This is a genomic window from Peptoniphilus sp. KCTC 25270 (genome assembly GCF_021012875.1).
GTDB lineage: Bacteria > Bacillota > Clostridia > Tissierellales > Peptoniphilaceae > JAJMZJ01.
In genome coordinates, this window is sequence record NZ_JAJMZJ010000005.1 from 20,705 (window position 1) to 41,739 (window position 21,035).

A 21,035-nucleotide genomic window follows, 5' to 3' on the forward strand; every position below is an offset into this window, starting at 1 on the left:
GATTTTCTTGGGCTTGTTTTATTTTGGAGGAAATATGAAAGACGAAAAAAGATATATTGGCTGTCATATGAGCCTTCCCAAAGGCTTTTTATGGACGGCGAAAAAAGCCCAATCCATAGGAGGAAATACCTTCCAATTTTTTACTCGAAATCCTAGGGGGTCAAAGGCAAAACCTTTGGATTTAGAAGAAATAAAAAAATATGAAGAATGGAGAAAAACGGAAGATTTTGGTCCTCTTTTTGCCCATGGTTCTTATACGATGAACCTGGCATCGGCTAAAGAAGAGGTACGAACTTTTGCCTTTGAAACCATAAAAGATGATTTTTTGCGACTGGATCATTTGCCAAAAGATACAATTTATGTGTTTCATCCAGGATCTCATACGGGGCAAGGCTCCCAAAAAGGGATGGATTGGATTGTTCAATCCTTAAAAGAATTAAAACCCCTTATGGAGGGGAAGAAAATTTCCTTAGAAGGAATGAGTGGAAAAGGAACAGAAATAGGAAGATCCTTTGAAGAACTTCAAGGGATTTTACAAGAAGTGGATTCAAAGGATCTAGGAATTGTATTGGATACGGCCCATTTGTTTGGAGCGGGATACGATATTGTTCATGATTTAGATGGAGTTTTGGAAGAGTTAGACGAAAAAATTGGATTGGAGAAAGTCAATGGAATTCACTTAAACGATTCCATTGCTCCCTTTGGCTCCAATAAAGATCGTCATGGAATTCTAGGGGAAGGGCTGATTGGAATGGAAGCTTTATCCCGCTTTGTTTCTCATCCAAAACTGAAACATTTGCCCATGAATTTGGAAACCCCAGGAGAGGATGAAGATCATAAAAAAGAGATTAGTCTTCTTCGGGAAGCTTTGTTCCATCTCCAAAATAACTAGCGGTTTTAATGGCATTGTGCCAACGAGACAAAATTTCATTTCTTGTTGAAAGATCCATATTCGGTGTGAAGATTGTATTGTCTTCACACATTTTTTTTATTTCTTCTGTATCTTTATAGAGTCCAACGCCCAATCCGGCCATAAAACAGGCACCTAAAGCCGTACTTTCTAAAGTTTTACTTCTTTGGACTTCCTCTTGCAAGATATTTGCTTGGAATTCTAGTAAGAATTCATTTTTTGCCACGCCTCCATCTACTTTTAAGAGAGAATGCTCTATGCCACTATCTAATTCCATGGCGTGAATAACATCATAGGACATAAGGGCGATGGATTCTAAAGTAGCTCGTACAATGTGTTCTTTTTTCGTTCCGTTGGACAAACCCAAAAGAGTGCCACGAGCATTAGAATCCCAATAAGGAGTTCCCAAACCAGTAAAGGCGGGGACAAAGAAAACCCCATTTGTATCCTCGACAGATTGGGCCATTTTTTCGCTATCTTCTGGTTTTTCAATAAAATTCATTTCATTTTTTAGCCAAGAAATAGCAGAGCCACAAGTGAAGATAGATCCTTCCAAAGCATAGGAAATTTCTCCCTTTAATTTCCAGGCAATACTTGTTAAAAGTCCGTGTTGGCTAAAGATCGGTTCTCCTCCCGTATTCATTAAGACAAAAGCTCCCGTTCCGTAGGTATTTTTTACTTCTCCTTTATCAAAACACATTTGACCAAAAAGAGCGGCTTGTTGATCTCCTAAGATTCCAGAAATTGGAATGGAACGACCAAACAATTGAGGATCGCTTTCTCCAAATAAGGCGTTGCTATCTTTAACTTCAGGCAAAATTTCTTTTGGAATATCCAAAAGTTCTAAAATTTCCTCATCCCATTTTTCCTCTACAATGTTATAAAGCATCGTGCGACAAGCATTAGAAGGGTCTGTAGCATGAACTTTCCCGCCGGTTAAATGGTACAATAAATAGGAATCTACGGTTCCAAAAGCCAATTCCCCTTTTTTTGCCCGTTCATAGGATCCAGGAACGGCATCGAGAATGTATTTGATTTTGGTAGCAGAAAAATAGGCATCAATAACCAAACCAGTTTTTTCTCGAATGGCATTGGTATATCCCTTTTTCTTTAATTCTTCTGCCTGATCTGCGGTTCTTCTACATTGCCAAACAATAGCGTTATAAATAGGCTCCCCGGTTTTTCGATCCCAAACAATGGTTGTTTCCCTTTGATTGGTAATTCCAATGGCAGCGATGGATTCTCGAGGAATATTTCCTTGAACAATGGCTTCAACGGCCATAGCCAAAGTAGTAGAAACAATTTCTTTTGGATTTTGTTCCACCCAACCAGGATGGGGAAAAAATTGTTGGAATTCCTTCTGAGCAACGGAATGAATGTTTCCCAATTGATCAAATAATATAGCTCGGTTACTAGTTGTTCCAGCATCTAAAGCCAAAATATATTTCATAATCTCCTCCTTTTTCCTTTTATTGTATCATGATGAGGAAAAATATGTTTTTTGAAAATATTTTTTGAAATTGGGTATAAAAGTAGAACTAGGAATGAGGAGGAAAGGTATGAAATTTCAAGGGAGAAGACAGAGTAGAAATATAAGTCGAAGAGGAAGTAGCGGCGGAGGATTTCCCGTTGGTGGCGGTTTAGGAATTGGTGGTTTGATTATTGTTGTGCTCTTTACCTTATTAACAGGGGGAAATTTAGGCGATATTATGGGATCTACAACCCAACCCAATCGCCAAATTGAACAATCAGAAAACAACGAACAAAGCGATAAACTCTATGAATTTACCTCTGTTGTTTTGGCCGATACAGAAGACGTTTGGGGATCTTTGTTTCAAAATATGGGAAGAGAATATACTCCACCACAAACGACCATTTATAGTGGAGCCGTACAAAGTGGCTGTGGATTCGCCTCCTCTCAAGTAGGACCCTTTTATTGTTCGGCGGATAAAACCGTATATTTGGACTTAACTTTTTACAATGATTTGCAAAATAAATATGGAGCCGCTGGAGATTTTGCCTTTGCTTATGTAATTGCCCATGAAGTAGGACATCACGTTCAACAGGAATTGGGAATTTTATCTCAAGTTCAACAAATTCAACAACGAGTATCTCAAACCCAAGCCAATCAATGGAATGTAGCCATGGAATTACAAGCCGATTATTTGGCAGGAGTAGTAGCCCATCATCAGGATGCTGCAGGTTATTTGGATCCAGGAGACATTGAAGAAGCCATGCAAGCAACCATTGCGGTTGGAGACGATACGATTCAAAAACGAGCCCAAGGTCATGTTGTACCAGATTCTTTTACTCACGGTTCTGCCGCTCAGAGAAAAGAATGGTATATGAAAGGTTATAATGCAGGAGATTTAAGAGAATGGGATTCTTATACTGCCTTAGGTTTGCAATAGAAAGGATTTTTACATGAAATATTTTGTTTCCCTATTTGCCCTATACGCCTATGTAGTGGCTTTAATTGGAAAATTTTTGTTATTCCTTCTCGTTTCCACAGGATTCGTTCGTTGGAATAAAAACCGAAAATCCATAAAAAAATACAAAAGAACCTTCTAAATTTAGAAGGCTCTTTTTTTATTTATGAAAAAACCGCCACAAATTGTGACGGTTCTTTTTACGGAAGGAAAACAGCAAGGAGAATTCCCAATAGACCTCCAAGTCCTACTAAGGGAATGAGGTTTATTTTTTTGCTTCCATAACCAAGAATTCCAATAATAAAACAAATAGCTGCGATAGGATTTATGGAATGGAGAGAAAATACCCCATAAAATACGGAATTTTGAAGCATGGACAAAGAAGCAATCAATATAAGGCCAACGATTCCTGGACGAATTCCACTGAGGATTTTATCCAAAAGAGGAAATTTTTTGTTTTTTGTAAAAAGAAAATAACCAAGAATCATCATTAAAATACATTGAGGAGTTACCGATCCGATCGTTGCTACAATGGATCCAGGAACACCAGCAACTCTTGATCCCACAAAAGTAGCGGAATTAATAAAAATTGGTCCAGGCGTCATTTGAGAAATAGAAACCAGATCGGTAAATTCCGTCATGGTAATCCATCCTCTTTCTTCCACGATAAATTGTTGAATGAGAGGCAATACGGCGTATCCCCCTCCAAAAGCTAGAATTCCTATTTTTAAGAATTCAAAATAGAGTAAAAGGAGCATAGGTCATCCTTTCTAATTAGCTAGAGAGTTTCATATCTCCGTCTTTAATCCAATGTTTCTTATGCATTACGAAATAAATGGCGTAAGATAAAATAGCCGGCAATACAATTTGCAATAAAACAATTTGGAAAACCAATTGTCCCGTAGGAATTTTTCCTACCATGGCGTTAAAAGTACCAATTTGTCCCACCAAACCAGAAGTTCCCATACCAGATCCTAAAGGGGTGTTTTCCATTTTGTAGAGTACTGTTGCCAAAGGGCCTAGTAAAAAAGAAGCTAAAGTAGGGGGAATCCAAATTTTTGGATTGCGAACAATGTTTGGCATTTGTAACATACTCGTTCCCAAACCTTGGGCAACGAGTCCTTGAATTCCGTTGTCTTTGAAGGAAATAACAGCGAAACCAACCATTTGGGCACAACAGCCTATGGTGGCGGCTCCTCCAGCAATTCCAGAAAGAGACAACATCATACAAATAGCAGCACTGGAAATTGGTAGAGTTAAAGCAATTCCTACAATGGTAGAAACCAAAGCTCCCATAATCAAAGGTTGCTGATTGGTAGAAATCATAATGAGTTCCCCAATGGAGGTCATTAACATTTGAATATATGGACCGATAAAAGTAGAAATGGTCATCCCAACAAGAACGGTTACAACGGGAGTAATAACAATATCAATTTTGGTTTCTTTACTAACGACCTTCCCTAGTTCTGTGGCAAAAATCGTAGCAATATAGACGCCAATGGGGCCTCCCAGTTCATAAGCTCCTACACCGACAACGGCAGAGGCAAAGAGTACCAATTGTGGCGCTTGTAAGGCGTAGGCAATGGAAACGGCAATGGCTGCTCCTGTGGCTTGTTGGGTAATGGGCCAAACAACATCAGTCAAATAGGCGATTCCTAATTGTTGGCCAATGGTATTTAGAATGGTTCCTACCAAAAGGGAAGCAAAAAGACCGTAGGCCATGGCTCCCAATGCGTCAATAAAATAAGTCTTTGCTGACACATGAATGTTTTTTCTTTCTAAAAAAGCTTTCATTCTGTTTTCTCCTTATGTAACGAATGACTAACGATTCCTAAAATTCCTAGAATCAAAACAATAAACCCTGTATTCAAATGGGTGAAATACCCCGCTAAAAAAGAAAAAATCATCAAAAGTGCAGAAAAAATAGGATTTTTTTCCAAAGAGACTTTTCCTAGCTGAAAAACCGTAACCAGAAGGACAGCTGAAATGACACCACTGATTCCAACCAAAGCGTTACTTATATAAAAATTGCTACGAAATTTGCTGTAATATACACTGACGATGGAAATAATAACCAAACACGGAAGAATGGAGGCAAACATGGCCACAAAACCACCAATGGGTCCGCGAAGTTTATATCCTGTTAAAAGAGAAGTAGAAATAGCCATTGCTCCAGGACCCGACTGGGCCAAGGAAGCCAAATCTAACATTTCTTCATCATCGATAGATTGTTTTTTCGTTACAAACTCATCTCGAATCATGGCAATAATAGTAAATCCTCCACCAAATGTAAAGGTATTGATTTTTAGAAATGTCCAAAAAATTTCTAACAAAGATATTGATTTTTTCACATTTTCCCCCTTTTCCTAACCTATAGTATACTTGATTGGCTCACCTTGTACAAGGGTAGTAGGTATGATAGGATAATCAGAAGGGAGTGAGAAATTTTATGAAAATAGGAATAATTGGTTTAGGAAATATGGGACGCTCTTTTGCAAAGGCTTTTGTAAAAGGGGGCTATTCAGTGGTTGCCTCTACTAGACACCCTGAAAAAGAAAAAGAATTAAATGAATTTATTACTTTATATAACGACAATAAAAAAGTGGCAGAAGAAGCCGAAATCTTATTTTTTGCTGTAAAACCCTATCAATTGGAAGAAGTCATGGATGAAGTACGCTCTTCTTTAGGCAATCCTTTGATTGTTAGTATGGCGGTAGGAAAATCTTTGGATTGGATACAGGAAACATTGGGAGATTTTGGAATTTTACGGATTATGCCAAACACTCCTGTAGCCGTAGGAAAAGGGGTTACAGTTTATACGGCCAATGAAGAAGTTACTGATAGTCAAAGAATGCAATTTAGAGAAATCATGCAATATACGGGAGAAATTAAAGAAATCCAAGAAACAGAAATGAATGTATTTAGTGCGGTTTCAGGTTCTCTTCCTGCTTTTGTGGCTATGATGATAGAAGGATTAAGTGACGGAGCGGTTCATGAGGGAATGAAACGACAAGATAGTTACGAAACCATAGCCAATACAATCATCGGAACCTGTACTCTTCTTTTGGAAGAAGGATTGCAACCAGGGGTATTAAAAGATCAGGTTACCTCTCCAGGTGGAACAACCATTGAAGGGGTTCGGGTATTGGAAGAAAAAGGGGTTCGTGGTGCCTTTATGGAATCCATCATTGGAACCGTAGATAAAAACAAGGAAATCGGGTAAGCTTTACAAGAGAGCTTTTGAAAGGGAGGTAGATTCTATGAAACGTTTGGCCGTGTTTTTTGCGGAAGGATTTGAAGATATTGAAGCACTAACGGTGGTGGATTTTTGTCGAAGAGCAGGCATTGAAGTAGATACAATATCTATAAGGGAAGAAAAAGAAGTTGTATCGGCTCATAATGTTACGATTGTAGTAGATAAAACAATAGGAGAAGTCCAATCTTCAGATTACGATGGAATGTATTTGCCAGGAGGACTCCCAGGAGCTACCAATTTAGCAGAGAGCCCAGAGGTTTTGGATATTTTAAGAGAAGCAAAAGAGAAAGATTTATACATTGGGGCGATTTGTGCCGCTCCTTTGGTCTTAGATACCCTCGGTTATTTAGAAGATGGAAAATTCATCTGTTATCCTGGATTTGAAGAAAATCTAAAGGCGAAACCAGATGGAACTCGCACTTCTATTGAAAATGGAAAAATTTTAACAGGAATGGGACCGGCTTTTGCCATGGAATTTGCTTTTCTCTGGATTGAAAAATTAATGGGAGAAGAAAAAGCGGAAGAAATCAAAGAGGAAACTTTGTATTCTATTTTAATGGAAAAAAAAGAGAAATAAGATAGAAAAAAGGGGGCGATAATGGAATGAAGAGAGAAAATGTAGATTTAACATCAGGGATAATATGGAAAGCTCTTATTTCCTTTACGATTCCCCTATTGTTAAGTGCCCTTTTGCAACAATTTTATAATACAGTGGATTTGCTAATTGTAGGTCGTTTTGCTGGAGAGGCAGATATGGCTGCCATTGGAGCCACCGGACCGATTGTAAATATGATCATTGCTTTATTTATTGGTCTGTCTACAGGTGTATCGGTGTTGGTTGCTCAATTTTATAGTGCAGGACGTCGTATAGAATTGTATCAAACGGTACACACAAACTTTGCCCTAGCTATTTATGGTGGATTGGGATTAACGGTATTTACCTATATACTTACGCCCTTGTTTTTAACTTGGATGAAAACTCCACCAGAAATTTTGCCACAGGCCATTAATTATATGCGAATCACCTTTATAGGAATTATTCCAGTAATGGTGTACAATATGGGATCTGGCGTTCTTCGATCGGTAGGAGATAGCATCCGTCCTTTTTATTTCCTAGTTGTATCTGCTGTATTAAACATCCTATTGGACTTGCTTTTTGTTGCCGTTTGGGGAATGGGAGCAGAAGGAGCTGCGATTGCTACCGCTTTGGCCCAAGCTGTATCTGGGGTTTTAATTATTTTGAGTTTATCAAAGACAACGGATATTTATCGACTCAATGTGAAGAAGATAAAGTTCCACAAAGATATTCTTATGAAAATTTTTGGAATTGGATTGCCCGCCGGGGTTCAATCGGCTTTAATCTCCTTTTCCAATGTTATTATTCAAGCTCAAATCAACTTGTTTGGAGCAGCAGCCATTGCAGGATTTGCCGCGGCAGGACGAATTGATGGTTTTGTATTTACAGCCTTGTCCGCCTTTGGGATCGCAGCAACAACCTTCTCAGGACAAAATATAGGAATGGGAAAAGTAGAACGATTAAAAAAAGGCGTTCTAACCAGTATGATTATGGTAAGTAGCTTTATGATTTTAATCTCTTTAATCATTGCCGTATTCCGAATTCAGCTTATGTCTATTTTTAATGGAGATCCAGAAGTAATCCGTTACGGTGAGAGAATGCTCCTTATTTTAAGTCCAACCTATGTATTGGTAAGTATTGGAGAAACCTTAGGAGGATTTATTCGTGGAAGCGGAAAATCATTGCCGGTTATGATTATTTCCTTGGCCGGTATGCTAGTTGTCCGATTGATTTGGATTTTCGTAGCCATGCCAATGTATAATTCCATAGACATTATTTATTTTAGTTATCCCATCTCTTGGGTTGTGTCATTTGTGCTATCGGTTATCTATTTCAAATGGGGAAGATGGCGCCCAGATGAATTGTCTAGATCAGAAAATATTATTGAAAATTAAAGAATTAAAAAAGCTTCAAAAAATCGATAAATGCTATTGTTTTTTGGAGTTTTTTTGTGTAAAATATTTGTATACATTAATTGTTAAATCATTAGCAATTGTGTAAATCTATTTAGGAGGATTTATTATGGATAAGTCGAAAAATAGTTATTTGACACCGATAAGCTTAGGTGTAGCAACCGTTTGGTTTTCTACCCACTGTGGCGCAGGTTTTGCCTCAGGAACACAGGAGTTGCAATATTTTGCCAATCATGGTTGGTTCGGAGTATTGTTCCCATTGTTAACATTCCTTGTAATTGCTCTTACATATTACGTAGGTATGGAAACCGCTCGACAAACAGGAAAATTTAGCTATAATGAATGGACAAAAGAAGCTTTTGGTAAATATTCAAAAATCTTTTCTCCGGGTATGGAAATAAGCGTTATTATCGTTACCATTGCTGCTTCTGCTGCAACGTTAGCGACAGGTGGACTATTGGTAAATCAATACTTAGGATTGCCTGTACTACTAGGATCTTTTATTATGCTAGTAATTATTACTTTAATTTGTATTTTTGGAGAGTCCGTAGTACGTAAAAACGCCATGATTATGTCTGCTGCTATTATTGGTATTATTTCTATTGTAATCGTTGCCGGTTTAATTAAATTCTGGCCAGACATCGTTCGTTTGTTCTCTGAAAGATATGTAAATCCTCAAGCGGCAAAATGGAGTATTGAAAATACAACAGAAACCGTACAAGGTAGTGTTGGAAATGCTTTATTATGGGCATTGACTTACGCCGGTTTCCAAATTGGAGCTGTTGGCGGTATTGTAGCTTCTTTCAAAGGTGGTTTGTATAAGAAGGAAGCACAAGGGGCTATTATCATTGGTTATTTCATGAACGTAATCATGTTAATTGGTATTGCTTTGTTGATTTTCTCTCAAATGCCAGGAATCTACTTAGACGAAGCGACTCGTGCTCTTCCAACGATTGCCGTTGTAAATCAATTGGATATTCCTGCTTTAGAAGTATTGTATCCAATCTTGCTATTCTTAGCTTTGATTACTACAGCTGTAGGTTTGATTTTCGGTATGATTGCTCGTGTTGAACCATATGTATTGAAAAATATGGACAACGTATTGTTGAAAAAAACCATTATTTCTGTTGGATGCTTGGTTGTTTGTTACTTAATTTCTACTTTGGGATTGATGTGGGTAGTTCAAACAGCTTATAAATACTTAGGTATTTGGAGCTGGATCTTCAACATCTTACCATTGTGGTTTATTGGCTACAAACGTCTAAGAGATAGAGATAAATTAGGCGCTGTAAAATAAGAAAAAAACACTGTTGGGTTTTCCCATCGGTGTTATTTTTTTGCAGAAATATTTCTAGCTTTTTCTAATAAATTCCGCTCTTTTTTTCCAATAAGAATATGGTTTCCCTTTCTGAAAATCCATCCTTTTTCCTCCATCTCTTTCAAATAGCGATATAGAGTTCGTGGAGGAATTTGGAACAAATCAGACAAATCTTGTTTCTTTTGATGAATGGTAAAAGGAAGTTTTTTCTCAAAACTAGCTTCTAGGAAAAAATCCATTAAACGTTCTTTTTTGCTTAACAATCGCTCTTTAGAACGCTGAGACATATTGCTCCGGTTTAATTCGGCCAAATAATACAACAAATAGGAAGAAAATTCGGGGTCCGATAGAAAATCATTTAAGACTCGCCCCGTTAAAAAAACAAAATTTCCCCTTGTAGTGGAACGAACCGTGGAGAGAAGCTCCTTTTGACCAGTTAAAAATTCAATAAGCCCTAAAAATTGAAGGCCCTCTAAATAAGAGGCAATGTTTTTCTTTCCTTCCTCATCCCATTGTAAAATTTCCACTTGCCCTTCCAACAAAACGAGAACACCATCCCATTGCAATTCTTGTTCCATAATTTGTTTGTTTGGTCCAAAGGATTGAATCGGAAGAGAATTTTTTTCAGAGAATTGTATAATTTTTTCTTTGACGGCATAAAAATCCGTAAATGGACCCATATTTTTCCCTCTTTCTGCCATTTGGCCTATTTTTTCTATTTTCTCTATACTATACTAAAACTAAGAAAAGAACAAGAATGAAAACCTATGCAAAGGAGCAGATTATGGATCGTTTTTATACTATAGAAGATGTACAAAAAGAAGTGGCTCAGTTAATCAACGACACGTCTCAAACCTACGGACAACAAACGTCCCGTTTGGCGAAGATTGCGGAAAATTCTATGCCTTATCCTGTGGCAAAGGATCATGATTTTTATAATTTGTATGATAGCGGCCAAATTTGTGATTTGGACGAAGGCCATGCTCCTTATGCTCCTCGATATATTTTGCCAGATTACGAAAAATACTTAAAAGAGGGAAGCAAATTTTTGCGTATGGAACCAGCAGAAAATTTAATGGATGCAACCACCAATTTATTGATTTTGTATCATCACGTTCCTAGTGTAACTCGCTTCCCTGTATATATTGGTTCTTTGGATACTTTATTGGAGCCATTTGTAGAAAAAGAAGAACCAGAAATGGCTCGACATATTTTAAGAAATTTCCTATTGCAATTGGACCGTACTGTAGACGATAGTTTTTGTCATGCCAATATCGGGCCAAAGGCAACCAAAACAGGAGAATTGATTTTGGAATTGGTAAGTGAATTGCAAAATGCCACTCCCAATTTAACGCTTTTGTACCATCCAGAAATTACGCCTGATGATTTTGCAGAAAAAGCAGTATCGGCTTCCTTAACCTGTGCAAATCCAGCCTTTGCGAACCACAAAATGTATTCGGAAGACTTTGGAGAAACGCCTTATGGCATTGCTTCTTGTTATAACGCCTTGCCAATTCATGGAGGAGCCTTCACCTTGTCTCGCTTACGTCTAAACAAAGTGGCAGAGGGTGCAGAAACAGAAGAAGATTTCTTCCAAAATGTATTGCCAAAAGCCGTTCATACTTTGACGGATTTTATGGAACATAAAATTGACTTTTTGGTAAAGGAAACCTCTTTTTTCAAAAGCAGTTTCTTAGTAGAAGAAGATTTGGTTTCTTTGGAAAATTTTGTCGGTCTATTTGGAATTGTAGGATTGCATGAATGCGTTCAAACTCTATTGGGCTACAACCAAAGCAAGGCAGTATTTGGTCGTGACGAAGAGGCCAATGCAATGGGGCAAAAAGTTATGGATGCCGTACAAGAATTGGTAGGAGAACACACTTCAAAATATTCTCCTGTATGGGGCCATAAATTTATGTTGCATGCACAAGTAGGGGCGGCAGGAGATACAGGAACAACAGCAGCTCATAGAATTCAAATCGGTAGCGAACCAGATTTATACACACATTTGCGTCAAACGGCATCGTTCCAACCTTACTTCCCATCTGGAGTAGGGGATCACTTCCCATTTGATGAAACCGCAAAGAGAAATCCAAAAGCCGTTGTTGATATTTTCAAAGGTGCCTTCCAATTGAACAACCGCTACTTGTCTTCTTATAATGACGACGGAGATTTAATTCGCGTAACGGGATATTTGGTTAAGAAAAGCGATGTAGAAGCCTTTGGTCGTGGGGAACAAGTAAGCTACGATACAGTACAATACGCTTTGGATCCATTGACAAAATACGGCATCTTAGAACGAAAAGTAGAAGAGGTATAATGGATGATTGGCTACGTCAATAAAGTTATACCAATGAGTGTAGTAGATGGTCCGGGAAACCGGACCGCTATCTTTTTTCAAGGGTGTAACTTTAATTGCAAATATTGCCACAATCCAGAAACAATCAACCATTGTATTCACTGTGGAAAATGCATAGAGGTTTGTCCAACAGGGGCTCTAGAAAAAAGAGAAGGACGCGTTCATTGGGATAAAGAGAAATGTGTAGATTGTGACCGTTGTTTGGGTGCATGTCCTTACAACGCTTCCCCAAAAATTTATACTTACACGCCACAAGAATTGGCAAAGGAAGTGGAAAAGAGTATCCCTTTTATTGAAGGGATTTCTACCAGTGGAGGAGAATGCACTTTACAATATGAATTTTTGACAGAATTCTATAAAGAAGTGAAAAAATTGGATTTAACCGTCCTAACAGATACCAATGGAGGATTGGATTTTGAAGAAGAAAGATTTCAAGATTTTGTGAACTCCACTGATGGGTTTATGTTGGATATTAAGGCCTGGGATGAAGAAGAACACAGAGAACTTACAGGGAAGTCCAATGAAATGGTAAAAAAGAATTTGGCTTATTTTACAAAAATAGGAAAGCTCGAAGAAATTCGTTGCGTTTGTCTCTCTCACTTGGACAACAAAAAAACCATAGAAGAAGCAGCCAAAGTGATTAAAAAGTGGGGAAATATAGAAGATATTTCCATTAAAATCATTCAATATCGTCATTTTGGTGTGCGAGAAGAATTCCGAAATTTATCCGCTCCAAGGAAAGAAGAAATGGAAGAATACTATCATTTTGCTAAAGAACTAGGATTTGAAGAGGTCATATTAATCTAAAAAAGAAACGCCCTGGATGAGCAGGGTGTTTTTTATTGGAAAAAATAGAGAAAATAAGCTGTTTTTTGGTATACTTTGTATTGTGAAAAAAACTTGAAAACTTATTGCAAAAAAATTAACTATGTAGTAGACTAGTATACAAGAAGGAGACGAGGAAAGTGGAGAAGTATAGTGCAGAGGATTTATATGAGGATTTACTGGATCGAATCATAAGAATCGATTTGGAACCAGGGAAGCGTATTAGTGAAAATGAAATATGCAGTCAATACAACGTTTCTCGATCCGTTGTACGCTCGGCCTTTATTCGTTTGTCGCAATACAACCTTCTTACTGTGTATCCTCAGAGAGGAACGTATGTGAATCTTATCGACTTAGATTACGTAAGAAAAGCTTTGCTTATTCGTATTTCTTTGGAAAAAGAACTTTTGGGCCGCTTTTTGGATTCGGAAAACAAAGAAGAAACCATTGAGAGACTACAAGATAATTTGGCAAGACAAGCAAATTACTACAGTGAAGAAGATTATACGAAAGAATTCAAAGACCTAGATGAAGAATTTCACAATATCATCTTATCCAGCATGGGAGATGAGGGGGTTTTGGATTTATTGGATGGCCACTTACTACATATTAGTCGTTGGAGAAATGTTTATGTAAAATTAGGATATCGTATTTCTCGTTTGGTTGACGAGCATGGTGAAATCCTAAATGCAATTAAGCGTGATGACAAAGAACACGCCATGAGTGCTATGCAGGTTCATATTGATACGATCAATGATTTGATAACCGTAGACAGTGAATATGCAGAGTATTTCAAACAAGGAAATTACAATAGGAATTCTAGAAAAAAATCATAGAGTCCCTAGCTACAGTCCCAAAGGGCCTTAAAAATTTTTTCTAAGGGGAAAACGTAATCAAAAAAGACAATATACAATTTGGGTTGTAGTTTCAAAAAAGTTCGCAATACGCCATTTTATAAAAGAGCGTAGGTTGTTTTATATTTTTAAGGAGGAATCGTTTATGACAGCTAGAAAAAAACCTTTAGAGGGTGTAAAAGTTGTTGAATTAGCAACGTTTATCGCTGCTGCAACAACAGGGAGATTTTTGGCAGACTTAGGGGCCGATGTAATTAAAATTGAGGGTGCCAAAGGGGATCCATTGCGTTACACAGCTCCAACAGAAGGTAGACCTTTGGACATGCATGAAAACACTACTTGGGAGTTAGAAAACGCTAACAAGAGATGTCTTTCTATTAACATGAAAACCGAAAAAGGGAAAGAAGCTTTCTTCAAATTGTTAGAAGATGCAGACGTATTGATTACCAACTGGAGAGTTGGAGCTTTGGAAAGAGCTGGTTTGGATTATGAAACATTAAAAGAAAAATATCCAAGTTTAGTTTACGGTATCATTACTGGATACGGTGAATATGGTCCAGATAAAGATCTTCCAGGATTTGACTTTACAGCATATTTTGCTCGTGGTACTTATTTGGAAACTTTACGTCAAAAAGGCGAAGTTCCAATGAACGTTGTTCCAGGTGTTGGTGACCACAGTGTTGGTATGAACTTAGCTGCTGGTATCTTAGCTGCTTTGTATCATGCAAAAATGACTGGGGAAGGCGAAAAGGTAGAAACTAGCTTATTCGAATCTGCTATTTTCACAATGGGTATGATGGTTCAAGCGGCTCAATATCCAGATTATGGCTCTCAATATCCTATTTCTGCTCGTGAAGCAAACAACCCATTGTTGAACTGCTGGTTAACAAAAGATGAGCGTTTCATCCAAACTTGTATGCCTGATTACAACACATATTTCAAAAAATTTGCTGCAACCATCGGCTTAGAAGAAATTGTAGAAGATGAAAAATATTTCCCAGTACAAAATCTTCAAAAGAACGAATTGGGACCAAAATTATACGATGATATTATGGCTACTTTTGGCACAAAAACAGCAAAAGAATGGGAAGAAATTCTTGTAGCAGATGATATTCCATTTGCATTGGCTCAAAACTGGGAAGAATTGTTGGAAGATGAACAAGCTTGGGCAAATGATTGCTTCTACAAAATGGACTATCCTAAGGGAGAAAGAATTTTGGTTAAGCAACCAGTAAAATACCAAGAAATGGGACCAACAGAATACAACAGAGGACCATACATTGGGGAACATGGAGTGGAAGTATTAAAAGAGCTTGGCTACTCTGATGAAGAAATTAATGGAATGTTAGAAGATAAAACATTGTTTGTATGGGAAGACGAAAAATAAAATAAAATTTTTCTTGTACAAATTTGAAGGATGGGAAAATGAAAGATATTTATACATTAGGAATTGACATTGGATCGACTTCTTCCAAATGTGTCATTATGAAAAATGGAGAAGAAATTCTTGCAAAGGAAGTCGTAAATCTAGGAGCCGGAACAAAGGGAGTTCAAAGAGTTATTGATATTTCTTTGGAAAAAGCTCACTTGGTTCTAGATGATATTGCTGTAATTGTATCTACAGGATACGGAAGAAACTCCTACAAAGAAGCAGATAAGACCATGAGTGAATTAAGTTGTCATGCTCGTGGTGGTGTTCATATTTTTGGAAAGATTGGAACAATTATTGATATCGGTGGACAGGATATTAAGATTTTGAAAATCGATAAAAGCGGAATGCTTTCTAACTTTTTAATGAACGATAAATGTGCTGCTGGTACAGGACGTTTCTTAGAAGTTATGGCGAAGGTATTGGATGTAGAATTGGAAGATATGGGAGAGATGGACAAAGAGGCGACAGAAAAAACGTCGATTAGTTCTACTTGTACCGTATTTGCTGAATCTGAAGTTATCTCAAGAATGGCTCAAAATATTCCTATTCCAAATATCATTCGAGGCATCCACTATTCTGTAGCTACACGTGTGGCAGGACTTGCCAAACGTGGCGGATTAACAAAACCTGTTGCCATGACAGGTGGCGTTACAAAAAATAGCGGGATTGTTCGCGCCTTAAGCGACGAGTTGGATACAGAGATTCTTGTTTCCGAAGATTCACAAATGGCCGGCGCCATTGGGGCAGCATTATATGCCTTTGATGAATATCAGAAACAGTGAAAGGAGAGAGGTTTAGAATGACTGAAGCAAACGAAAGAGTGCCAGCTGGTAAGTTGTTAAACAAAATCGTAGCTGAACACTACAAAGCAGCATGGGAAGCCAAAGAAAAAGGCGAAAAAGTTGGTTGGTGTGCTTCCAACTTCCCACAAGAAATTTTTGAAACCATGGATATTAAAGTGGTATTCCCAGAAAACCAAGCGGCAGCAATTGCGGCAAAAGGTGGCGGGGAAAGAATGTGTAATGTTGCAGAAGAAAATGGATATTCCAACGACATCTGTGCTTACGCTCGTATCAGCTTGGCTTATATGGATGTAAAAGATGCACCAGAGCTAAACATGCCACAACCAGATTTCGTAGCTTGCTGTAACAACATCTGTAACTGTATGATCAAATGGTATGAAAACATCGCCAAAGAATTGGATATTCCATTCATTATGATTGACGTACCTTACAACAACGACTACGAAGCGGGAGAAGATCGCGTAGCTTATTTGAAAGGCCAATTTGACCATGCCATCAAACAATTGGAAGAATTGACTGGCAAAAAATGGGATGAAAAACGCTTTGAAGAAGTTATGGAAATTTCTCAAAGAACAGGTAGAGCATGGTTGAAAGCAACAGGATATGCGAAATACACTCCATCTCCATTTAGTGGATTTGATGTATTCAACCATATGGCAGTAGCTGTATGTGCTCGTGGTAAATTAGAATCTGCCTTGGCTTTTGAACAATTGGCAGAAGAATTTGAAGAAAACGTGCAAAACGGAAACTCTACATTCAAAGGCGATGAAGAGTACCGTATTATCTTCGAAGGTATCGCTTGTTGGCCACATTTACGTCACACTTTCAAAGGCTTGAAAGACAATGGCGTAAACGTATGTGGTACAGTATATGCCGATGCATTCGGATACATTTATGGAAATACCAACGAATTGATGCAAGCGTACTGTGGTACTCCAAATGCGATTTCTTATGAAAGAGCTTTGGATATGCGTCTAAAAGTAGCAAAAGAAAACAACATTGATGGTATGTTAATTCACGTAAATAGAAGTTGTAAACAATGGAGTGCAATTATGTACGAAATGGAACGTGACTTCCGTGAAATCACAGGCATTCCAACCGCAACCTTTGACGGTGACCAAGCCGATCCAAGAAACTTCTCTGAAGCACAATATGATACAAGAGTACAAGGTTTGATCGAAGTTATGGCTGCCAACAGAGCAAAGAAACAAGCGGAGGAGGCACAAAAATGAGTTTAGACAATATTTTAAGTCAATTGGAAGTATGTCCTTTCAAACAAATTGATCGTTATACAGAAGAAGGCAAAAAAGTAATCGGCTGGGCACCAATGCTAGCACCACAAGAATTGATCCATGCAGCCGGTATGGTACCAGTAGGAATTTGGGGCGCTGATGGAGAAGTAACATTAGCTAAAGAATATTTCCCAGCATTCTACGCATCCATCGTTCTACGTACAATGGACTTAGGATTAGAAGGCAAATTAAACAAATTGTCTGGTATGCTTATTACAAACTTAAGTGATGGGTTAAAAGGTCTAAGCCAAAACTGGAAACGTGCCATTAAAGACGTTCCAATGTTATACATCGGTTACGGACAAAACCGTAAAATCGAAGCAGGAATTGATTTTAATGCAAAACAATACCACAAATTAGTGGAACAATTAGAAGAAATTTCTGGAAATACTTTGGATAACGAAAAAATTGAAGCATCCATTCGTCTATTCAACGAACATAGAAAAGCTATGACAGAATTTAATGAATTGGCTGCAAAACACTTAAATACAGTTACACCAACAGTAAGAGCAAAAGTATTCTACAGTGCATTTGTTTATGATAAAGAAGAACATTTGGAAATCATGAAAAAAATCAACGAAGAATTACGCAATATGCCAGAAGAAGAATTCAAAGGCAAAAAAGTAGTTACAACTAGCATCTTATTAAATAGCGAAGACATTTTGAAGATTTTCGAAAACTTCAACTTAGCTATTGTTGATGACAATGTAATCTCTGAATCTGGACAATACGACTGCTTAGTAGAAGAAGGAACAGCAGATCCTGTACGTGCACTAGCAGAACTTTTTGCTAACATTGAAGGAAATACTTTCCTATTCGATGAAAAGAAACTAAGAGGAAAAATCATCACTGAAAAAGTAAAAGACAAAGAGGCCGATGGCGTAATTTATCTTTTAACTAAATTTAGTGAATCAGAAGAATTTGACTTCCCAATTATCCGTAACGAATTAAACGAAGCGGGAATCAAAAACATTATGATTGAAATTGACCAACAAATGAGCAATTTCGAACAAGCAAGAACAGCGTTAGAAACATTTGCTGATATGCTATAAAAGTCAAATCCTAAAGTGGAGCAAGGAAGAAAGAAAGGTCACAAGACCTTTCTTCCTCTCCCTAATGTATAGGGAATGTCTTGCTTTTAAGAAGGAAAAGGTTTTTGAAAAGGTAGTAAGTAGAGGAATTGTATTGAGGAGGAGAAAATGGTAAAGATTAGAAGTACTTGTAACAAAAACTACGTTGAAAAATTTGGTGTAGAAAGACCAGCAGAATGGGATTATCAATACATAAATTATCCTTGTTCTGATGAAGAATTGATTGAACAAGTAAAAGACGCAGATATTATTCACTGTGGACCTGTTGATCATTTCCGTCCAGAAGTAATTGAAAAATTGGAAAAATGTAAATTGATTCAATCTCTTGGTGTAGGATTCGACAAAATCGACTTAGAATCTACAAAGAAAAAAGGAATTTTTGTATGTAATAACCGTGCCGTTAACGCACAAGCCGTAGCAGAACTTGCTGTGACTCATATGTTATTGTCTTTACGTAGAATCCCTGAAGCAGACGCAAAAATCAAAGCAAATGGTGCAGAAGGTTTCAAAGAAAGCTACAATGAGTTTACTGCAAAAGGCCAAAAGGAAATGGGATCTCGAGTAGTAGGTTTAGTAGGACTTGGCGCCATCGGAAAAGCGGCTGTACAATTGCTAAAACCATTTGGACCAAAAGTAATGTACTACGATGTATTCCGTGCTGACGAAGCTTATGAAAAAGAAAACAACTTAACTTATGCAACATACGATGAAATTTTAGAACAATGCGACATTATTTCTTACCATGTACCTGTATTGGATGAAACAAGAGATATGGTACGTAAAGAAACCATCGACAAGATGAAACAAGGTGCGATTGTAGTAAATGTTGCCCGTGGGGAAATCGTAAACAATCAAGATTTAGCGGACGCATTAAACGAAGGAAGAATTTACGCAGCTATTGATGTAATTTCTCCAGAACCGCCAGCAGAAGATCATCCATTGTTCCAATTGAACGAAGTAGGAAAAGCTCACTTCTGTATTACTCCACACATTGCAGGAACTACCGATGACGCATTCCAAAGAATGAGCCAATGGTCTTATGACAATATGGAAAGAGTAATTAACGGAGAAAGACCGATTAACATTGTAAACGGATTGTAATTTTGTTTATCTAAAAATAGATAACGGAGGAAAGACTATGCAAACGATAAATAGAAAAGATATAATTATCTGCGGTTTCGCATTATTCGCCATCTTCTTTGGCGCTGGTAACTTAATCTTCCCCCCATACTTAGGAGTCTTAGCTGGTGACCGTTGGTTCACAGCCATGGTAGGATTCTTAGTATCTGACCCTGTACTTCCCATTCTTGGTGTAATTGTAACGGCTACTCTAGGTGGTAGAGCCGATGACCTTGGAAAACGCGTAAGCCCTGCTTTCTCAAAACTTGTAGGTGTTATTGCGATTTTAACCATTGGGCCATTCTTCGCTGTACCAAGAACAGGGGCAACCACTCACGAAATCTTTGTACAACAATTGTTCCCAGCTGTACCATCTTGGGTTACATCTATTGTATTCTTTGGGTTGACTCTATACTTAGCATTGAATCCTGGAAAAGTTATCGACTATATCGGTAAATTCCTTACTCCAGCATTGCTTGTTATTTTAACATTTGTAGTAGTAGTAGCCATTGTAAATCCACCAGGAGCAGCCATTCCTACTACAACAGAAAACTTATTCGCAATGAGTTTCAAAGAAGGTTACCAAACAATGGACGCCTTAGGAGCTCCATTAATGGCAGGTATCGTAGCAACCGACTTAATTCGTCGTGGTTATAAAGACAGAGACATTCAGTTAAAAGCCAGTATCCAAACCGGTATTGTAGCCTTTATACTATTGGCATTCGTATACGGTGGTTTAACTTACGCCGGTGCAACAGTAAGTGCAAGCTTCACTCCTGATACAGACAGAACTGTATTGTTAATCGGTATGGTAGAAATGTTATTAGGTAGCGTAGGTAAAGTAGCCATGGCTGTTGGTGTAGCTTTAGCTTGTTTGACTACTTCTGTAGGTTTAACTTCAACTTGTGGTAACTTCTTTGACGGTATCACAAACGGAAAAATTTCTTATAAATTGGTAGTATTTGTAGCAACTGGTATCGCTTTTGCTTTATCATTGATCGGTGTAGAAGGATTGATCGCCATTGCCGTACCAATTCTTTCTGCTATCTACCCAGTAATCATCGCGTTGATCTTCTTCTCAATCTTTGATAAGAAAATCAAATACAACATGACTTACACAGGAGCGGTAGTAGGAGCATTTGCCATTGGTATCGTTCAAGCCATCAACTTATTCTCAGCAATGAGAGGTGGAGCTGCTCTTCAATCATGGGCAGATTGGACATATTCTTTACCATTAGGAAATTTAGGATTTGAATGGGTAATTCCATCTGTAGTATGTGCGATTATCTTTACAGTAATTAGCATGGTAACAGGAATTGGAAAAACCATCAACGATCCAGTAGAATAAAAAAACGCAA

General features: G+C 37.8%; 21 protein-coding genes. 16 read left to right on the forward strand and 5 right to left on the reverse strand.

Annotated elements, in window-relative coordinates:
• Positions 1 to 34: 34 nt before the first annotated feature.
• Positions 35 to 892, forward strand: a complete 858-nt coding sequence (locus tag LQU94_RS07340; RefSeq protein WP_230697033.1) for a deoxyribonuclease IV — start codon at positions 35 to 37, stop codon at positions 890 to 892.
• Here the strand turns inward: LQU94_RS07340 and glpK are convergent.
• Positions 849 to 2,360 (reverse strand): glycerol kinase GlpK, encoded by a 1,512-nt coding sequence (glpK, locus tag LQU94_RS07345; RefSeq protein WP_230697034.1) that lies wholly within the window; start codon positions 2,358 to 2,360, stop codon positions 849 to 851. The genes LQU94_RS07340 and glpK overlap by 44 nt on opposite strands.
• Positions 2,361 to 2,469: 109 nt before the next feature.
• On the opposite strand from glpK, the gene LQU94_RS07350 reads away from it, so the two are divergent.
• Both LQU94_RS07350 and LQU94_RS07355 read left to right on the forward strand, forming a co-directional pair.
• Complete coding sequence (locus tag LQU94_RS07350; protein ID WP_230697035.1) at positions 2,470 to 3,321, forward strand: neutral zinc metallopeptidase; 852 nt, start codon at positions 2,470 to 2,472, stop codon at positions 3,319 to 3,321.
• Between the two features lie 13 nt (positions 3,322 to 3,334).
• Positions 3,335 to 3,481, forward strand: a complete 147-nt coding sequence (locus tag LQU94_RS07355; RefSeq protein ID WP_230697036.1) for a hypothetical protein — start codon at positions 3,335 to 3,337, stop codon at positions 3,479 to 3,481.
• A 58-nt stretch (positions 3,482 to 3,539) separates the two neighbouring features.
• Here the strand turns inward: LQU94_RS07355 and LQU94_RS07360 are convergent, their stop codons facing one another.
• Genes LQU94_RS07360 through LQU94_RS07370 form a run of 3 tightly spaced genes read right to left on the reverse strand, consistent with a single transcriptional unit; the run spans position 3,540 to position 5,690 of the window.
• Positions 3,540 to 4,097, reverse strand: a complete 558-nt coding sequence (locus LQU94_RS07360) for a chromate transporter (protein WP_230697037.1) — start codon at positions 4,095 to 4,097, stop codon at positions 3,540 to 3,542.
• A 16-nt stretch (positions 4,098 to 4,113) separates the two neighbouring features.
• Positions 4,114 to 5,133: a PTS transporter subunit IIC gene (locus LQU94_RS07365; RefSeq protein ID WP_230697038.1), complete on the reverse strand. Its 1,020-nt coding sequence runs from the start codon at positions 5,131 to 5,133 to the stop codon at positions 4,114 to 4,116.
• The gene (locus LQU94_RS07370; RefSeq protein WP_230697039.1) at positions 5,130 to 5,690 is read right to left on the reverse strand and encodes a chromate transporter; all 561 of its coding nucleotides are present in this window, start codon (positions 5,688 to 5,690) and stop codon (positions 5,130 to 5,132) included. The genes LQU94_RS07365 and LQU94_RS07370 overlap by 4 nt, the downstream gene beginning before the upstream one ends.
• Positions 5,691 to 5,788: 98 nt before the next feature.
• Here LQU94_RS07370 and proC point away from each other — a divergent pair, with 98 nt between their 5' ends.
• The 4 genes from proC (at position 5,789) to LQU94_RS07390 (ending at position 9,881) form a co-directional block, all read left to right on the forward strand.
• Entirely contained in the window at positions 5,789 to 6,562 is a 774-nt protein-coding gene (proC, locus tag LQU94_RS07375; RefSeq protein ID WP_230697040.1) for a pyrroline-5-carboxylate reductase, read from the forward strand.
• 37 nt (positions 6,563 to 6,599) lie between these two features.
• Complete coding sequence (locus tag LQU94_RS07380; protein ID WP_230697041.1) at positions 6,600 to 7,172, forward strand: DJ-1 family glyoxalase III; 573 nt, start codon at positions 6,600 to 6,602, stop codon at positions 7,170 to 7,172.
• Positions 7,173 to 7,198: 26 nt separating this feature from the next.
• Positions 7,199 to 8,566, forward strand: coding sequence for an MATE family efflux transporter (locus LQU94_RS07385; RefSeq protein WP_230697042.1), 1,368 nt, complete (start codon positions 7,199 to 7,201; stop codon positions 8,564 to 8,566).
• Between the two features lie 127 nt (positions 8,567 to 8,693).
• Complete coding sequence (locus tag LQU94_RS07390; RefSeq protein ID WP_230697043.1) at positions 8,694 to 9,881, forward strand: hypothetical protein; 1,188 nt, start codon at positions 8,694 to 8,696, stop codon at positions 9,879 to 9,881.
• A 32-nt stretch (positions 9,882 to 9,913) separates the two neighbouring features.
• Here LQU94_RS07390 and LQU94_RS07395 read toward each other — a convergent pair whose 3' ends face one another.
• Entirely contained in the window at positions 9,914 to 10,582 is a 669-nt protein-coding gene (locus LQU94_RS07395; protein ID WP_230697044.1) for a Crp/Fnr family transcriptional regulator, read from the reverse strand.
• Between the two features lie 104 nt (positions 10,583 to 10,686).
• On the opposite strand from LQU94_RS07395, the gene LQU94_RS07400 reads away from it, so the two are divergent.
• The 9 genes from LQU94_RS07400 (at position 10,687) to brnQ (ending at position 21,025) form a co-directional block, all read left to right on the forward strand.
• Positions 10,687 to 12,222 carry a YjjI family glycine radical enzyme gene (locus LQU94_RS07400; protein ID WP_230697045.1) on the forward strand — a complete coding sequence of 512 codons (1,536 nt, stop codon included), beginning with the start codon at positions 10,687 to 10,689 and terminating at the stop codon, positions 12,220 to 12,222.
• Between the two features lie 3 nt (positions 12,223 to 12,225).
• Positions 12,226 to 13,068, forward strand: a complete 843-nt coding sequence (locus LQU94_RS07405; RefSeq protein ID WP_230697046.1) for a YjjW family glycine radical enzyme activase — start codon at positions 12,226 to 12,228, stop codon at positions 13,066 to 13,068.
• 158 nt (positions 13,069 to 13,226) lie between these two features.
• On the forward strand, positions 13,227 to 13,922 hold the full coding sequence (locus LQU94_RS08135) for a GntR family transcriptional regulator (RefSeq protein WP_230697047.1): 696 nt from the start codon (positions 13,227 to 13,229) through the stop codon (positions 13,920 to 13,922).
• A gap of 163 nt (positions 13,923 to 14,085) precedes the next feature.
• Positions 14,086 to 15,327 carry a CaiB/BaiF CoA-transferase family protein gene (locus LQU94_RS07415; protein WP_230697048.1) on the forward strand — a complete coding sequence of 414 codons (1,242 nt, stop codon included), beginning with the start codon at positions 14,086 to 14,088 and terminating at the stop codon, positions 15,325 to 15,327.
• Positions 15,328 to 15,365: 38 nt separating this feature from the next.
• Positions 15,366 to 16,154 (forward strand): acyl-CoA dehydratase activase, encoded by a 789-nt coding sequence (locus LQU94_RS07420; RefSeq protein WP_255702434.1) that lies wholly within the window; start codon positions 15,366 to 15,368, stop codon positions 16,152 to 16,154.
• 17 nt (positions 16,155 to 16,171) lie between these two features.
• Complete coding sequence (locus tag LQU94_RS07425) at positions 16,172 to 17,407, forward strand: 2-hydroxyacyl-CoA dehydratase subunit D (protein ID WP_230697049.1); 1,236 nt, start codon at positions 16,172 to 16,174, stop codon at positions 17,405 to 17,407.
• Positions 17,404 to 18,519: a 2-hydroxyacyl-CoA dehydratase subunit D gene (locus LQU94_RS07430; protein WP_230697050.1), complete on the forward strand. Its 1,116-nt coding sequence runs from the start codon at positions 17,404 to 17,406 to the stop codon at positions 18,517 to 18,519. Before LQU94_RS07425 ends, LQU94_RS07430 begins: the two co-directional genes overlap by 4 nt.
• A gap of 147 nt (positions 18,520 to 18,666) precedes the next feature.
• A complete protein-coding gene (locus LQU94_RS07435) occupies positions 18,667 to 19,659 on the forward strand; it encodes a 2-hydroxyacid dehydrogenase (protein WP_230697051.1) in 993 nt (330 codons plus the stop codon).
• Between the two features lie 37 nt (positions 19,660 to 19,696).
• Entirely contained in the window at positions 19,697 to 21,025 is a 1,329-nt protein-coding gene (gene brnQ, locus LQU94_RS07440; RefSeq protein WP_230697052.1) for a branched-chain amino acid transport system II carrier protein, read from the forward strand.
• Positions 21,026 to 21,035: the final 10 nt, after the last annotated feature.

Excerpts from the sequence above, each read along its gene's own strand:
- LQU94_RS07390 (WP_230697043.1), top strand. The coding sequence starts at position 8,694 with ATGGATAAGTCGAAAAATAGTTATTTGACACCGATAAGCTTAGGTGTA.
- LQU94_RS07425 (WP_230697049.1), top strand. The coding sequence starts at position 16,172 with ATGACTGAAGCAAACGAAAGAGTGCCAGCTGGTAAGTTGTTAAACAAA.
- brnQ (WP_230697052.1), top strand. The coding sequence starts at position 19,697 with ATGCAAACGATAAATAGAAAAGATATAATTATCTGCGGTTTCGCATTA.
- glpK (WP_230697034.1), bottom strand. The coding sequence starts at position 2,360 with ATGAAATATATTTTGGCTTTAGATGCTGGAACAACTAGTAACCGAGCT.
- LQU94_RS07350 (WP_230697035.1), top strand. The coding sequence starts at position 2,470 with ATGAAATTTCAAGGGAGAAGACAGAGTAGAAATATAAGTCGAAGAGGA.
- LQU94_RS07430 (WP_230697050.1), top strand. The coding sequence starts at position 17,404 with ATGAGTTTAGACAATATTTTAAGTCAATTGGAAGTATGTCCTTTCAAA.
- LQU94_RS07340 (WP_230697033.1), top strand. The coding sequence starts at position 35 with ATGAAAGACGAAAAAAGATATATTGGCTGTCATATGAGCCTTCCCAAA.
- LQU94_RS07420 (WP_255702434.1), top strand. The coding sequence starts at position 15,366 with ATGAAAGATATTTATACATTAGGAATTGACATTGGATCGACTTCTTCC.
- LQU94_RS07400 (WP_230697045.1), top strand. The coding sequence starts at position 10,687 with ATGGATCGTTTTTATACTATAGAAGATGTACAAAAAGAAGTGGCTCAG.
- LQU94_RS07380 (WP_230697041.1), top strand. The coding sequence starts at position 6,600 with ATGAAACGTTTGGCCGTGTTTTTTGCGGAAGGATTTGAAGATATTGAA.
- LQU94_RS07405 (WP_230697046.1), top strand. The coding sequence starts at position 12,226 with ATGATTGGCTACGTCAATAAAGTTATACCAATGAGTGTAGTAGATGGT.
- LQU94_RS07360 (WP_230697037.1), bottom strand. The coding sequence starts at position 4,097 with ATGCTCCTTTTACTCTATTTTGAATTCTTAAAAATAGGAATTCTAGCT.
- LQU94_RS07435 (WP_230697051.1), top strand. The coding sequence starts at position 18,667 with ATGGTAAAGATTAGAAGTACTTGTAACAAAAACTACGTTGAAAAATTT.
- LQU94_RS07415 (WP_230697048.1), top strand. The coding sequence starts at position 14,086 with ATGACAGCTAGAAAAAAACCTTTAGAGGGTGTAAAAGTTGTTGAATTA.
- LQU94_RS07395 (WP_230697044.1), bottom strand. The coding sequence starts at position 10,582 with ATGGGTCCATTTACGGATTTTTATGCCGTCAAAGAAAAAATTATACAA.
- proC (WP_230697040.1), top strand. The coding sequence starts at position 5,789 with ATGAAAATAGGAATAATTGGTTTAGGAAATATGGGACGCTCTTTTGCA.
- LQU94_RS07385 (WP_230697042.1), top strand. The coding sequence starts at position 7,199 with ATGAAGAGAGAAAATGTAGATTTAACATCAGGGATAATATGGAAAGCT.
- LQU94_RS07355 (WP_230697036.1), top strand. The coding sequence starts at position 3,335 with ATGAAATATTTTGTTTCCCTATTTGCCCTATACGCCTATGTAGTGGCT.
- LQU94_RS07365 (WP_230697038.1), bottom strand. The coding sequence starts at position 5,133 with ATGAAAGCTTTTTTAGAAAGAAAAAACATTCATGTGTCAGCAAAGACT.